Source organism: Citrobacter amalonaticus Y19 (assembly GCF_000981805.1).
In the GTDB taxonomy this organism is placed as follows: Bacteria; Pseudomonadota; Gammaproteobacteria; order Enterobacterales; family Enterobacteriaceae; genus Citrobacter_A; species Citrobacter_A amalonaticus_C.
Genome location: NZ_CP011132.1, coordinates 1,185,503 through 1,200,637, shown reverse-complemented (window position 1 = coordinate 1,200,637; position 15,135 = coordinate 1,185,503). Strand labels below are relative to the sequence as shown.

Here is a 15,135-nt window from a genome sequence, read left to right as displayed (position 1 = left end):
GTATATTTCGCATTTGCATTTTCATGCGCATTTAATGGCTAGAAAAATAAAAAGGGGCTCATTGCCACCTCTTACGGCCTGAGCCAGGATTCGTTCACTATTAAGGGCTTTCTGATGTCTTTCACAACACACGACAGGGATGAACAACGCCAGGCTGGCGCAACACCATCGTTGCTGGCAGCCTGCATCGCGATGGCACTGATGCCATCCATGAGCTTCGCGGCAACCGCACCGGAAGAGACCGTCATTGTCGACGGTTCTGCGCCTGCGACCTCAGCGGACAGCGACGAGCACGATTACAGCGTCAAATCCACCTCCGCCGGAACCAAAATGATGATGACCCAGCGCGATATTCCGCAGTCGGTCAGCATCGTCAGCGAGCAACGCATGGAAGACCAGCAGTTACAAACGCTGGGCGATGTGATGGACAGTACGCTGGGGATCAGCAAAAGCCAGGCAGACTCGGATCGTGTCAGCTACTTCTCGCGTGGTTTCCAGATTGACAACTATATGGTCGACGGTATTCCGACCTATTTTGAATCCCGCTGGAATCTGGGTGACGCCCTGACCGATATGGCGCTCTATGAGCGCGTGGAAGTGGTGCGCGGCGCAAACGGCCTGATGACTGGTACGGGCAACCCGTCTGCCTCCATCAATATGATCCGCAAACACGCCACCAGCCGTGAGTTCAAAGGCGACGTATCGGCGGAATATGGCAGTTGGAACAAGCAGCGCTACGTAATGGATCTGCAAAGCCCGCTCACCGATGACGGTAATGTACGCGCGCGTATTGTGGCGGGTTATCAGGACAACGACTCCTGGCTCGATCGCTATCACAGCGAGAAAAACTTCTTCTCGGGCATTATTGATGCCGATCTGGGTGAAACCACCAGCCTTGCCGCCGGCTATGAATATCAGAAGATCAAAGTGGACAGCCCAACCTGGGGTGGCCTGCCGCGCTGGAATACCGACGGCAGCAAAAACAGCTATGACCGCGCCCGCAGCACCGCGCCAGACTGGGCGTATAACGATAAAGAGATCAACAAAGTCTTTGTCACACTCAAACAACGTTTTGCCGACACCTGGCAGGCGACGATGAATGCGACCCACTCGGAAATCAAATTCGACAGTAAAACGATGTATGTCGATGCGTACGTGAATAAGGCTGATGGCATGCTGGTCGGTCCTTACAGTAGCTACGGACCGGGCTATGACTACGTTGGCGGCACGGGCTGGAACAGCGGCAAACGTAAGGTTGATGCGCTGGATCTCTTTGCCGACGGCGGCTATGACCTGTTCGGTCGCCAGCACAACCTGATGTTTGGCGGCAGCTACAGCAAGCAGAACAACCGTTATTTCAGCTCCTGGGCTAACGTCTTCCCGGATGAGATCGGCAGTTTCAATAACTTCAATGGCAACTTCCCGCAAACCGACTGGACGCCACAGTCGCTGGCCCAGGACGATACCACGCACATGAAGTCGCTGTACGCCGCGACGCGCATTTCACTGGCTGACCCGCTGCACCTGATCCTCGGCGCGCGCTACACCAACTGGCGTGTCGACACGCTGAGCTACAGCATGGAGAAAAACCACACCACGCCGTATGCCGGTCTGGTTTACGACATCAATGATAACTGGTCAACTTACGCCAGCTACACCTCCATCTTCCAGCCGCAGAACAAACGTGACCGCAGCGGGAAATACCTCGCACCGATAACCGGCAACAACTATGAGGTAGGTCTGAAGTCCGACTGGATGAACAGCCGACTGACCACCACCCTCGCCGTGTTCCGCATTGAGCAGGATAACGTTGCCCAGTCGACCGGTTCACCGATTCCGGGTAGCAATGGCGAAGTCGCGTATAAAACAGCGAACGGAACCGTCAGCAAAGGGGTTGAATTCGAAGTCAACGGAGCGATTACCGATAACTGGCAGATGACCTTTGGCGCAACGCGTTACGTTGCAGAAGACAATGAAGGCAACGCCGTCAATCCGAATCTGCCGCGTACCAGCGTCAAGCTGTTCACCAGCTACCGTCTGCCGGTGATGCCCGACCTGACCGTGGGCGGTGGCGTGAACTGGCAAAACCGCGTATACACCGATACCGCGACGGCGTACGGCACCTTCCGCGCTGAACAAGGCAGTTACGCGCTGGTGGATCTGTTCACCCGCTACCAGGTGACCAAAAACTTCTCTGTGCAGGGTAACGTCAACAACCTGTTCGATAAAACCTACGACACCAACGTCGAAGGGTCGATTGTTTATGGTGAACCGCGCAACGTGAGCATCACCGCAAACTATCAGTTCTGATCTCCCAGCCCGAAAAGCGCAGCACTATCAGGCGTTCAAGGATGTAAAAAAGGCAGCCATTTGGCTGCCTTAGTTCTCCCCAACTTATTCGGTCTTAGCTGTTACGGATGTATTCATCCATCTCAGTTTTCAGGTTATCGGACTTCGTACCGAAAATCGCCTGAACACCGGAACCTGCAACCACCACACCTGCGGCACCCAGTTTCTTCAGGCCAGCCTGATCCACTTTCGCCACGTCAGCCACGCTGACACGCAGACGGGTAATGCACGCATCCAGGTTAGTGATGTTTTCTTTACCACCAAACGCCGCAATCAGCGCAGGCGCCATTTCACTGGTCGCACCCGCTTTTGCGTCATCGGTGTTATCTTCGCGACCCGGAGTCTTCAGATCCAGTGCTTTGATCAGCACGCGGAAGATGGTGTAGTAAACAATCGCATAGCCCGCACCGACAATCGGGAACAGCCACAGCTTGCTGCTGTTACCGGACAGTACGATAAAGTCGATCAGACCGTGTGAGAACGACGTGCCGTCACGCATACCCAGCAGGATACAGATCGGGAACGCCAGGCCAGCGAGAATCGCGTGGATAACGTACAGGATCGGCGCAACGAACATGAAGGAGAACTCGATCGGCTCGGTGATACCGGTCAGGAACGAGGTCAGCGCTGCGGAGATCATGATACCGCCCACTTTGGCGCGGTTTTCTGGTTTAGCCGAGTGCCAGATAGCAATGGCAGCAGCCGGCAGACCATACATTTTGAACAGGAAGCCGCCAGACAACATGCCCGCAGTCGGGTCGCCCGCCATGTAACGAGGAATATCGCCGTGGAAGACCTGACCTGCCGCGTTGGTGTATTCGCCAATCTGCATCTGGAAAGGAACGTTCCAGATGTGGTGCAGACCAAACGGTACCAGGCAGCGTTCAATGAAGCCGTAAATACCGAACGCCACGACCGGGTTCTGATAAGCAGCCCACTGAGAGAACGTCTGGATAGCAGTACCGATCGGCGGCCAAATGAAGGACAGGACCACACCGGTAAAGATCGCCGCCAGACCAGAAATGATCGGCACGAAGCGCTTACCAGCAAAGAAGCCCAGATACTCAGGCAGCTTGATACGGTAGAAGCGGTTAAACATGTACGCTGCAATCGCACCGGAGATAATCCCCCCGAGTACACCCGTATCCGCAAGGTGTTTTGCTGCGATTTCTTCAGCAGGTAAATGCAGAACCAGCGGCGCGACCACAGCCATGGTTTTCACCATGATGCCATAGGCGACAACCGAAGCCAGAGCCGAAACGCCATCGTTGTTGGTAAAGCCAAGCGCGACACCAATAGCGAAAATCAGCGGCATGTTTGCAAAAACAGAACCGCCGGCTTCTGCCATCACGTGCGATACAACGGCTGGCAGCCAGCTGAAGTTTGCGGAACCGACGCCCAGCAGGATACCTGCGATAGGCAATACGGATACCGGCAGCATCAGCGATTTACCGACCTTTTGCAGGTTAGCAAATGCATTCTTAAACATAATTGAGAGTGCTCCTGAGTATTTGTGCTTTCTACGTTCACACGCATTGGCGAGGGGGGAGAGCCCCGCCGTGGACAGGGCATCTAAGTGCCCTTTATTTATTACACAGAGTAAAATAAATCAGCGAAATATAGTTTGACGGCTATCACGTTTCAACTCTGGATAGCGCGTCAAGTTGCACATTTTGCCAAAAAAGGTATCAGAATGTGTCAGATCGCTCATTCACCGCCCACTTTGTGGCGGTGAACTTTACTCGCTTTAATTATTAATTACGAGCTTTAAAAAAACTCGATTACGAGGCTGACTGCAGGCGGGAAGCGTTGATATGGAACAGGCGGGAAAAGTTATCGGTGGTTATCTGCGCCAGTTCTTCAACGGCTACACCTTTCAATACAGCCATGTATTCCGCCACGTCGCGGACCATCGCAGGCTGGTTCTCTTTCCCCCGATGCGGCACCGGCGCAAGATATGGGGAATCCGTCTCCACCAGCAGGCGATCCAGCGGCACATACCGCGCGGCGTCACGTAACTGTTCAGCATTGCGGAAGGTCACAATGCCGGAAAAGGAGATATAAAAGCCCAGATCCAGTAATTTACCCGCCGTTTCTCTGTCTTCAGTAAAACAGTGTAGTACGCCGCCACAATCCGTCACGTTTTCGTGGCGAAGAATCGCCAGCGTATCGACGCGGGCATCGCGCGTGTGGACGATCACCGGCTTGTTCAGTTCACGACCGATCTGAATATGATGAATGAACGACTCCTGTTGGCGCACTTTTGTCTCAGGGGTGTAAAAATAGTCCAGCCCCGTCTCCCCCATCGCCACCACGCCTTCATCAGCCGCCAGATGACGCAGTTCTTCCACGTCATACGGTTCGTCCTGATTGAGCGGATGCACGCCGCAGGAGAAAACGACGTTATCGCGCTGGCCGACCAGCTCCCGCATGGCGCGGTATCCCGGCAGCGTCGTTGCCACCGCCAGACAGAATTTGACATCACGCGCGGCCGCTTTCGCCAGCACGTCGTCCACATCCTTATGCAGAGATTGATAATCCAGGCCATCAAGATGGCAGTGCGAGTCGACTAAAAACATAATGTCTCTCTTACAGGTGAGGAACAGGCAACACGGTGCCTGGTTGCAGATAATGTTCGATTTGCAGAAGAAGATCGGTTAACACCAGTTCACGGTTTATTCCGGTAACGTTAAGCAGTTGTTCGCGACAATGGCAGATGGCGTTAAGGATTGCCTGAATACGCCTCTGGGACAGTTGACCGGCAATCGTGGCGATCAGTTGTCCGGCATCCGCGTTGGTCATCGCGGTGGCCCCGTGCTGGCGTTTCAGCGCATCCATCATTAACGTCGCCAGCCAGTGCAGTCTGGCTGGCGCCTGTTCGTGATTCAGTACCGTCAATAATGAATACCAGTCACCCGCAGGAATACTGCTTGCCAGCGCCTGACACAGTGCGTCACGCTGGGACCAGCTTTCGGAACCCAGTAGCGTCAGCGCCGCTCCCGGAGAACCGGCGCTCAGGCGCAGCGCGGTCAATAACGCGTCTTGTGACGCTGTCACTTCTCGTGCAAGCCATGATACCGCGTACTGTTCCGCCGGTGGCGCGAGGTGGTGTAAACGGCACCGGCTACGCAGTGTCGCCAGCAACCGCGCAGGTTCTCGACTGGCGAGAAAGAACCAGGTTTGTGTGGGGGGTTCTTCCAGCGTTTTGAGCAACGCATTGGCGGCGGCCTCTGTCATCAGCGCCGCATCCGGGATCCAGACCACTTTTGCTCCGCCCAGTCGCGCACGCTCATACAGTTTTTCACTGACCTCACGTACCGCATCAATGCCCAGCGTACTTTTCCCTTTTTCCGGGAGCAGTGAATAGTAGTCCGGATGCGTGCCTGCCTGCATCAACTGGCAGCCACGGCAGTGACCGCAGCTTTTGTGTCCATCCGGTTGCTGACACAGCAGATAACGGCTCAACGCATAGATCAAGGCGTCGTCGCCCATCCCCGGTAAAGCCTGAATCAGTAGCGCATGGTGACCCCTTCCCGCCTGATAGCTCGCTACCAGTTTTTCGAAGTCAGGTCGTAACCATGGATACCATTTCATTCGCCCTGCTCCTTCACCCACTCGGTGATGGTGGTACGGATATTGTTCATCACGGTGTCCAGCGGCTGTGTCGCATCAATCGTCCGGATGCTGGCGTCCTGGGCGGCGAGCGCCAGATAACGGGCACGGGTGCGGTTGAAGAAGTCAAACGATTCCTGTTCGATACGGTCCAGTTCACCACGGGCACGGGCGCGTTTCAGCCCCACCTCTGGCGTGACGTCCAGGTAAAGCGTTAGATCCGGGCGGAAGTCCCCCAGCACGGCATCGCGCAGCGTCGCCAGCATCTGCTGATCGACCCCGCGCCCCCCGCCCTGATACGCCTGTGTGGACAGGTCGTGACGGTCGCCAATCACCCATTTACCTTCTGCGAGCGCAGGTTTGATTACCGTTTCAACCAGTTGCACGCGTGCGGCGTAGAACATCAGCACTTCGGCCTTTACGGTAATGGTTTCGTCACCGACCGAACGGATGTCCAGCACCAGGCTACGCAGTTTTTCTGCCAGCTGTGTACCGCCCGGCTCGCGGGTAAAAACCATGTCGCGAATACCGAGTTGTTCAAGCGTCTCAACCACAACATTTTTTGCGGTCGTTTTTCCGGCGCCTTCCAGCCCCTCGATGACGATATAATTACTGCGCATTTTTTTCCTTAAGCACTTTCAGGTAGTCCTGCACTGACCGGTTATGGCTGGCAAGATTAGTATTAAAAGTATGACCGCCTTTACCGTCGGCCACAAAATAGAGATACGGTGTTTTAGCCGGATGTGCCGCCGCTTTTAGAGAGCCTTCACCCGGCATCGCAATCGGTCCCGGCGGGAGTCCGGTGATCGTGTAGGTATTATAGGCCGTTGGCGTTTCCAGGTCCGCGCGCGAGATCTTGCCATTATAACGCTCCCCCATCCCATAGATCACGGTAGGATCGGTTTGCAGACGCATCCCGACGCGCAGGCGGTTAATAAAGACGGAGGCGACCTGATCGCGCTCGCTGGCAATGGCCGTCTCTTTCTCAATGATTGAGGCCATCGTTACCAGTTGATTTTGATCTTTATAAGGCAGGCCTTCCGCACGCTCTTCCCAGACGCGGTCAACCGCCTTCACCATCTTTTGATGCGCGCGCTTGAGCAAAGCAATGTCTGCGGTGTTGGCGGTATACATCCAGGTATCGGGCCAGAACCAACCTTCCAGCCCCTCTGTATTCTCAAGGCCCAGCGCTTTTGCGACGGTTTCGTAGCGGTCATCGCTCAGAGTGTGTTTGATGTACGGCGCGTCTCGCAGTTGCTTGAGATAGTCACTTAACCGCATGCCTTCCACCAGTCGCAGCGGGAACTGTGCCTCTTTCCCGCTTTCCAGCAGTTGCAGCATCTCGCGCACGCTCATGCCCGGCGTTAAACGATAGGTTCCCGCCTTAAAGTGGGAAAGATCCGGTTCGACCCGTAGCAGCCACTGAAACACGCGGGGACGATTAATGACCCGATCCGCATACAGTTGTTCGCCCAGGGCCAGACGCCCGGTTCCCGGTTTGAGGGTAAAAATGGTCTCTTCTGTAATCAGGATTTTACTGTCCGCCAGATGGCGAACTTTCCACATTCCCGCCCCTGCGGCAATGCCTAATACAACAACCAGTAAAAGGACAACACGAAACAATTTTTTCATGACTAATTCGGATGCTCACACAGTGGGGCCAGAAACTCAAATAATGCACGAGAAGACAACATGTTAGCGCCATAAGCCCGAACGGGTACGATCGGCATCAGCGCATTACAGACCACCATTTCATCGGCATGGCGCAGCGCGTCTTCACGGGCATTCATTTCGACAACCTGAAAAGACGATTGTGCCAGTTTCCGGATACAGAATTGTCGCATAATACCGTTCACACCCGCCTGATCGAGGCGCGGCGTGTAGACCACATTGTCTTTTCGCCAGAATAAATTAGCCGCACAGCATTCCGTAACCCAGCCCTCACTGTCAAGAACCAGCGCCTCGTCGGCGTCCGTTTGCTCAAGATGAGAGCGGATTAGCACCTGTTCGAGACGGTTCAGGTGCTTAATACCGGCGAGCAGAGGATTGCGCCCCAGACGAACCGGGCTTAAGGTGAGCGAGATCCCTTGTTCGCGCCAGCGGTCATAATGTTGTGGATACGCAAAGACGGAGAGAATGCGGGTGCTGTCATGACAATGCGCGCCGCTGTATCCACGTCCCCCACTGCCACGACTGATGATCACCTTCAGAACCGCGCGCGAATGGCCTGCGGCCAGCGTAGTCATTTCCCGCTCGAGCGCGTCCCAGTCATCAAAGACGATCCGCAATGTCGCGCAGGCCACCTGCAAACGCCGAAGATGCGCCGCCAGCAGCGAAACCGTGCCGTCGAGAATGCGCGCAGTGGTAAAACAACCGTCGCCAAACTGGATAGCGCGATCGCTTGCGGGGAGAGAATCCTGTTCACGGCCATTGATCAAGAACATGGTGGCTCCTTATGCGTGGCTCGTTAGTGTCGCAGGATGGATGGCGCAGGACAAGGGAAGAACACGCAATAAAAAAGGTCCGACAAGCGGACCTTTTTGCCTGGAAGCAGAACGGCGGTCAGACCTTTTTAAAGATCAATGAACCGTTGGTTCCACCGAAACCGAAGGAGTTACACAGCGTGTACTCCATTCCGCTGACCTGACGCGCTTCGTGAGGAACGAAGTCCAGATCGCAACCTTCATCCGGGTTATCCAGGTTGATGGTCGGCGGAACAGCCTGATCGCGCAGCGCCAGGATAGAGTAAATCGACTCTACCGCGCCCGCTGCACCCAGCAGGTGACCGGTCATGGATTTGGTGGAACTCACCATCACGCGGCTTGCCGCATCGCCAAAGACCGTTTTAACCGCCTGCGCTTCCGCTTTATCGCCAGCCGGCGTGGATGTTCCGTGGGCGTTAACGTAGCCAATCTGGCCAGGTTCGATCGCCGCATCACGCAGCGCGTTGACCATCGCCAGGGCAGCGCCTGCACCGTTTTCCGGCGGTGACGTCATGTGGTAAGCGTCACTGCTCATCCCGAAGCCAACGACTTCAGCATAAATTTTTGCACCGCGCGCTTTTGCATGCTCGTACTCTTCCAGTACCACCATGCCCGCACCGTCACCCAGTACAAAGCCATCGCGCTCTTTGTCCCACGGGCGGCTGGCTGCTTGCGGGTTTTCATTGCGGGTAGACAGCGCACGCGCTGCGCCAAAGCCGCCTACGCCCAGAGGCGTACTGGCTTTTTCAGCACCACCCGCGACCATCGCGTCCGCATCGCCGTATGCAATGATACGCGCGGCCTGACCGATGTTATGTACGCCTGAGGTGCAGGCGGTCGCGATAGAGATGCTTGGCCCACGCAGGCCATACATGATGGTCAGGTGACCGGCCACCATGTTAACAATCGTCGACGGAACGAAGAATGGGCTGATTTTACGCGGTCCACCGTTCACCAGAGAACTATGGTTTTCTTCAATCAGTCCGAGACCGCCAATACCAGAGCCGATAGCGGCGCCAATACGGGATGCGTTCTCTTCCGTTACTTCAAGGCCAGAATCCTGCATGGCCTGCCAGCCTGCAACAATTCCATATTGAATGAAGGCATCCATCTTGCGCTGTTCTTTGCGCGAGATAATGTCATCACAGTTAAAATCCTTTACTAAGCCAGCAAATTTCGTTGCATAGGCGCTAGTATCGAAATGGTCGATCAGGCTGATGCCACTCTGACCGGCAAGGAGAGCTTTCCAGGTAGACTCTACGGTATTGCCGACAGGAGACAACATGCCCAGTCCGGTCACAACTACACGACGCTTAGACACGGTTGTCCTCCAGGGAGGGATAATTGATTCAAGTGGGACAAAAAGATAAAACTCAGGCGGTCGAATGACCGCCTGGAGATGTTCACTTACGCCTGGTGGCCGTTGATGTAATCAATGGCAGCCTGAACGGTGGTGATTTTCTCAGCTTCTTCGTCCGGAATCTCAGTATCAAACTCTTCTTCCAGAGCCATTACCAGCTCAACGGTGTCAAGAGAATCTGCGCCCAGGTCTTCAACGAAAGAAGCATTGTTGGTAACTTCTTCCTGCTTAACGCCCAGCTGTTCGCCGATAATTTTCTTAACGCGTTCTTCGATAGTGCTCATACTCTTAAATTTCCTATCAAAACTCGCTTTCGCGATGGTTTTCGTAGTGTATAAAATGTTGAAAAATTTGCAACTAAATCCCGGCAGGTCTTACCACGATTTTACGTTATTTTGAGGCCAAGACCTATAATAACGCAAATATTTTTCTACGCGTCACCCTTCAAATTGTCTCTGTGTTGGCTGCGTCCTCAATGCCTGGTCACATAGTCATCTATGCTCGCAGGCTTTTCGGTCTTGCCGCCTTGATGCAATTTGGATGATTTTGCGTATCTCGTGGTTAAACCATATACATCCCGCCGTTGACGTGCAAAGTCTCACCCGTGATGTAACCTGCTTCGTCAGAGGCTAAAAATGCAACCGCACTGGCAATCTCTTTCGGATCACCAAGACGACCTGCAGGAACTGCCGCCAACGTACCCGCACGCTGCTCATCAGTCAGCGCACGCGTCATGTCCGTTTCAATAAAGCCCGGAGCAACAACGTTCACCGTAATACCGCGGGACGCAACTTCGCGCGCCAGCGATTTACTAAAGCCGATCAGACCCGCTTTCGCCGCAGCGTAGTTAGTCTGACCCGCATTTCCCATGGTACCAACCACAGAACCGACAGTGATAATACGTCCATGACGCTTTTTCATCATAGCGCGCATTACCGCTTTTGACAGGCGGAAAACCGATGAAAGATTGGTTTCGAGAATATCGTTCCACTCATCATCTTTCATTCGCATCAGCAGGTTATCACGTGTAATACCGGCATTATTGACCAGGATATCCACTTCACCAAATTCTGCGCGAATCTTTTCCAGAACAGATTCGATAGATGCTGGATCAGTCACATTCAACATCAGACCTTTACCCTTCGCACCTAAGTAATCGCTAATGGCCTGAGCGCCACTTTCGCTGGTCGCGGTACCGATAACGGTCGCGCCACGGGCAACGAGCGTCTCTGCAATTGCGCGGCCAATACCGCGACTTGCACCGGTAACCAGCGCGATTTTTCCTTCAAAACTCATGGTGTTCCTCTTTTATTGCGCAAGTGCCGCCGACATCGCCGCCGGTTCGTTCAGAGCCGAGGCCGTCAGGGTATCAACAATACGTTTGGTCAGGCCCGTGAGAACTTTACCCGGTCCCACTTCATACAGGTGTTCGACACCCTGCGACGCCATTAATTCGATGCTCTTCGTCCATTGTACCGGACTGTACAACTGGCGCACCAGCGCATCGCGAATGGCGTTCGCGTCAGTTTCGCACTTCACGTCCACGTTGTTGATAACCGGTACAGACGGCGCGTTAAAAGTAATTTTTGCTAATTCCGCCGCCAGTTTTTCCGCCGCCGGCTTCATCAGCGCACAGTGAGACGGTACGCTCACCGGTAACGGTAGCGCACGTTTCGCACCGGCCGCTTTACAGGCTGCACCGGCACGCTCAACGGCTTCTTTATGCCCGGCGATAACGACCTGACCCGGCGAGTTGTAGTTCACCGGTGAGACCACCTGGCCTTCTGCCGCTTCTTCACAGGCTTTTGCAATGGACGCATCATCGAGACCGATGATTGCAGACATGCCACCTGTGCCTTCCGGAACAGCTTCCTGCATGAATTTACCACGCAGTTCAACCAGACGCACCGCATCAGCAAAATTAATGACACCGGCACAAACCAGCGCAGAGTATTCACCCAGGCTATGACCCGCCATCAGCACTGGCGTTTTACCGCCCTGCTGTTGCCAGACGCGATACAGCGCAACGGACGCGGCTAACAGCGCAGGCTGAGTCTGCCAGGTCTTGTTCAGTTCTTCTGCTGGCCCCTGTTGGGTCAGCGCCCACAGGTCATAGCCCAGCGCCGCAGAAGCTTCGGCAAAAGTCTCTTCGACGATGGGGTAGCTTGCCGCCATATCAGCTAACATCCCAACGGTCTGGGAACCCTGTCCAGGGAACACAAATGCGAATTGCGTCATGTTTAAATCCTTATACTAGAAACGAACCAGCGCGGAGCCCCAGGTGAATCCACCGCCAAAGGCTTCAAGCAACACGAGCTGACCTTCTTTGATACGTCCGTCACGCACGGCTTCATCCAGCGCGCAAGGGACGGAGGCCGCAGACGTGTTACCGTGTCTGTCCAGAGTCACCACCACATTGTCCATCGACATGCCCAGTTTTTTGGCCGTCGCACTGATGATACGCAGGTTAGCCTGGTGTGGAACCAGCCAGTCGAGTTCTGAACGATCGAGGTTATTGGCCTCCAGCGTCTCGTCAACGATGTGCGCAAGCTCAGTGACTGCCACTTTGAACACTTCGTTACCGGCCATGGTCAGATGAATCGAATTTTCCGGATTCACACGATCGGCATTCGGCAGCGTCAGCAGTTCGCCATAACGGCCGTCTGCATGCAGGTGGGTAGAGATGATGCCCGGCTTGTCGGAGGTGCTCAGCACCACGGCACCTGCACCATCGCCAAAAATAATGATGGTTCCGCGATCGGTTGGATCGCAGGTGCGTGCCAGAACATCGGAACCGATCACCAGCGCGTGTTTGACCGCGCCGGATTTAACGTACATATCGGCAACGCTCAACGCGTAAGTAAAACCGGCGCATGCTGCGGCGACGTCAAATGCCGGGCAGCCTTTGATGCCCAGCATGTTCTGAATCTGGCATGCTGCGCTGGGGAATGCATGTGTCGCTGAGGTGGTCGCTACCACAATCAAGCCAATCTGTTCTTTATCAATGCCCGCCATTTCCAGCGCGCGTTGAGCCGCCTCAAAACCCATCGTTGAGACGGTTTCATTCGGCGCAGCAATATGGCGTTCACGGATACCTGTACGGGTGACAATCCACTCGTCAGACGTATCGACCATTTTTTCCAGATCGGCGTTAGTCCGCACCTGTTCAGGCAGATAGCTGCCAGTACCAATAATCTTTGTATACATGTACGCTCAGTCACTTTTTGGTTATATACCGCGCATCACAACGGCTAAGAGGCTGGGGCTCTCACGCCACACCGTAATCAGTGTGGCTGTGATGTGTCGCCATTGCCAGCGTCCAGCATTGTAAATCCAGCTGGGTATACAGATTCCAGGCGAGCGGCAATTCGCTGAGGAACTTGTCGCTGCACCGCCTGCACTGCCTGTTCAATCGCGACGGTAAACGCTCGCTGATTGGCCGCACCATGACTTTTTATCACCGTGCCGCGCAATCCTAACAGACAGGCGCCATTATACTGGTCGGGGTTGAGGTGACTGAATCGCCTCGCCAGGCTTTTTTGTAACCAACGTTTTAATATCAGCAGCCACCACGACCGTTTTTTACCCTCACCCTGAGATTTCAGCAGTGAAAGGAACATTCTGACAACACCTTCCATCGTCTTTAATGTGACATTGCCTGTAAAACCGTCACATACCAGAACATCCGTTTTCCCCGTCAATAACTCATTGGCTTCAAGATAGCCGATGTAATTGATGGAAGGGATTGTTTTTAGCACCACAGAGGCATCCCGAATACTGTCGAGACCCTTGGTTTCTTCTTCGCCGATGTTGAGCAAGGCCACGCGAGGGTTGTTAATACCAACCACTTCTTCCGCAAGCACCGAGCCCATAATGGCAAATTGCACCAGCATGTTGCTGTCGCAATCGACATTTGCCCCCAAATCGAGGACCACCGTCTTTCCTTTCTGCTGGTGCGGTAAAACTGTCACCAACGCAGGACGCTCAATACCGTCCAGCGGTTTGAGCAATAACTTTGCAAGTCCCATGAGCGCTCCGGTATTCCCGGCGCTGACACAGGCTTGTGCTCGCCCTTCTTTCACGAGTTCCAACGCCACACGCATCGAGCTACCGCGACTGGCGCGGATTGCCTGCGAAGGCCGGGCATCACTGGCGATAACTGACTGAGCAGGGATAATCTGCAGACGCGAACGTTGTTCAAAGTCAGCTTTAGCGAGTAATGGCGTGATTGTATCGGGATCCCCGACTAAAAGAAGTGTGAGTTGTGAATTAGAATTCAGTGCCTGCAATGCTGCAGGCACTGTCACGGAAGGGCCAAAATCTCCCCCCATGACATCTAACGCCAGGGTTAGACGTGTCAAAGTCGTTTCGCCGCCTGGTTCGGTCTTTCCCCGTCGTAACGGGGAAGTTCCTCACTAAGCTTCATCACGCAGATGCGTGATTACTTAGCGATTACCTTGCGGCCACGGTAGTAACCGTCGGCAGTGATGTGGTGACGCAGGTGTTTTTCACCAGAAGTTTTGTCTACAGACAGGCTGGTGACTGCGGTCAGAGCGTCATGAGAACGACGCATGCCACGTTTGGAACGGGTTGGTTTATTCTGTTGTACGGCCATGGACCTTACTCCTCAATTACTTACGCTTTAAGCTGGCTAATACGGCAAATGGGTTTGGTTTTTGCGCTTCATCAGGCAATTCACCAAAGACCATGTCCGCCTCGGACACTTCACAGTGTTCAGAATCATGCACCGGAACTACCGGCAAGGAGAGGATAATTTCATCTTCCACCATTGCAAGCAGATCGATTTCACCGAATTCGTTAACCTCAATCGGCTCATACGCTTCCGGGAGTGCTTCAGCCTGTTCGTCAGAACGAACCGGACTGAAACAATACGTTGTGTGAACATGATAAGGAAACGGCTTCCCGCAACGCTGACATTCGAGCGTTAGCGAAACCTTTGCATCACCGGTAATAACGGCAAGGCGCTGGTTATCGATAGCGAACGACATGGCGCATTCCACATCACTGTCCACACTGACTACAGAATCGGCGACGCGCTCTACCAGATCAGAAGTATAAATACCTTCATAATCGAGGCGTTTTTGAGCCGTACGAACCGGATCAAGAGTCAGGGGTAATTTTACCTTTTGCATAGGGCGCGCATATTAACTTTGTAACGTCATATAGTCAAAGAAAAAGGCAGCCTGCGGTTGCCTTTTGCCAATAATTCGCACACATTGCGGTTTACAGACTTATTTTCGCTCAGGAGACGCCAAAGCGGCACACCTGAAGGACGAAGAGCATAGTTTAAAATGGCTCTCATCAATACGC

At 54.1% G+C, this 15,135-nt stretch carries 15 protein-coding genes; 1 reads left to right on the top strand and 14 read right to left on the bottom strand.

Going from position 1 to position 15,135, the window contains the following annotated elements:
- Positions 1–114: 114 nt before the first annotated feature.
- Positions 115–2,310 carry a ferric-rhodotorulic acid/ferric-coprogen receptor FhuE gene (fhuE, locus tag F384_RS05465; protein WP_046479569.1) on the top strand — a complete coding sequence of 732 codons (2,196 nt, stop codon included), beginning with the start codon at positions 115–117 and terminating at the stop codon, positions 2,308–2,310.
- A gap of 94 nt (positions 2,311–2,404) precedes the next feature.
- Here fhuE and ptsG read toward each other — a convergent pair whose 3' ends face one another.
- The 14 genes from ptsG to yceD form a co-directional block, all read right to left on the bottom strand.
- Positions 2,405–3,838: a PTS glucose transporter subunit IIBC gene (ptsG, locus tag F384_RS05460; protein ID WP_042319612.1), complete on the bottom strand. Its 1,434-nt coding sequence runs from the start codon at positions 3,836–3,838 to the stop codon at positions 2,405–2,407.
- A 292-nt stretch (positions 3,839–4,130) separates the two neighbouring features.
- Positions 4,131–4,928 carry a metal-dependent hydrolase gene (locus F384_RS05455; RefSeq protein WP_046479567.1) on the bottom strand — a complete coding sequence of 266 codons (798 nt, stop codon included), beginning with the start codon at positions 4,926–4,928 and terminating at the stop codon, positions 4,131–4,133.
- A gap of 10 nt (positions 4,929–4,938) precedes the next feature.
- A complete protein-coding gene (holB, locus tag F384_RS05450; RefSeq protein WP_046479566.1) occupies positions 4,939–5,943 on the bottom strand; it encodes a DNA polymerase III subunit delta' in 1,005 nt (334 codons plus the stop codon).
- Positions 5,940–6,581 (bottom strand): dTMP kinase, encoded by a 642-nt coding sequence (tmk, locus tag F384_RS05445; protein WP_046479564.1) that lies wholly within the window; start codon positions 6,579–6,581, stop codon positions 5,940–5,942. Before tmk ends, holB begins: the two co-directional genes overlap by 4 nt.
- Positions 6,571–7,593 (bottom strand): cell division protein YceG, encoded by a 1,023-nt coding sequence (yceG, locus tag F384_RS05440; RefSeq protein ID WP_046479562.1) that lies wholly within the window; start codon positions 7,591–7,593, stop codon positions 6,571–6,573. The genes tmk and yceG overlap by 11 nt, the downstream gene beginning before the upstream one ends.
- A gap of 2 nt (positions 7,594–7,595) precedes the next feature.
- Entirely contained in the window at positions 7,596–8,405 is an 810-nt protein-coding gene (gene pabC / locus F384_RS05435) for an aminodeoxychorismate lyase (protein WP_046479561.1), read from the bottom strand.
- Between the two features lie 118 nt (positions 8,406–8,523).
- Positions 8,524–9,765, bottom strand: coding sequence for a beta-ketoacyl-ACP synthase II (gene fabF / locus F384_RS05430; protein WP_046479559.1), 1,242 nt, complete (start codon positions 9,763–9,765; stop codon positions 8,524–8,526).
- Between the two features lie 86 nt (positions 9,766–9,851).
- The gene (gene acpP / locus F384_RS05425; RefSeq protein ID WP_000103754.1) at positions 9,852–10,088 is read right to left on the bottom strand and encodes an acyl carrier protein; all 237 of its coding nucleotides are present in this window, start codon (positions 10,086–10,088) and stop codon (positions 9,852–9,854) included.
- Positions 10,089–10,365: 277 nt separating this feature from the next.
- Complete coding sequence (fabG, locus tag F384_RS05420; RefSeq protein ID WP_042319622.1) at positions 10,366–11,100, bottom strand: 3-oxoacyl-ACP reductase FabG; 735 nt, start codon at positions 11,098–11,100, stop codon at positions 10,366–10,368.
- 12 nt (positions 11,101–11,112) lie between these two features.
- Entirely contained in the window at positions 11,113–12,042 is a 930-nt protein-coding gene (fabD, locus tag F384_RS05415; RefSeq protein ID WP_046479401.1) for an ACP S-malonyltransferase, read from the bottom strand.
- Between the two features lie 15 nt (positions 12,043–12,057).
- Positions 12,058–13,011, bottom strand: coding sequence for a beta-ketoacyl-ACP synthase III (fabH, locus tag F384_RS05410; RefSeq protein WP_046479400.1), 954 nt, complete (start codon positions 13,009–13,011; stop codon positions 12,058–12,060).
- 77 nt (positions 13,012–13,088) lie between these two features.
- Positions 13,089–14,165 (bottom strand): phosphate acyltransferase PlsX, encoded by a 1,077-nt coding sequence (plsX, locus tag F384_RS05405; RefSeq protein ID WP_072015706.1) that lies wholly within the window; start codon positions 14,163–14,165, stop codon positions 13,089–13,091.
- Positions 14,166–14,245: 80 nt separating this feature from the next.
- On the bottom strand, positions 14,246–14,419 hold the full coding sequence (gene rpmF, locus F384_RS05400) for a 50S ribosomal protein L32 (protein ID WP_000290727.1): 174 nt from the start codon (positions 14,417–14,419) through the stop codon (positions 14,246–14,248).
- A 16-nt stretch (positions 14,420–14,435) separates the two neighbouring features.
- Positions 14,436–14,957 (bottom strand): 23S rRNA accumulation protein YceD, encoded by a 522-nt coding sequence (gene yceD / locus F384_RS05395; RefSeq protein WP_046478999.1) that lies wholly within the window; start codon positions 14,955–14,957, stop codon positions 14,436–14,438.
- Between the last annotated feature and the right edge of the window lie 178 nt (positions 14,958–15,135).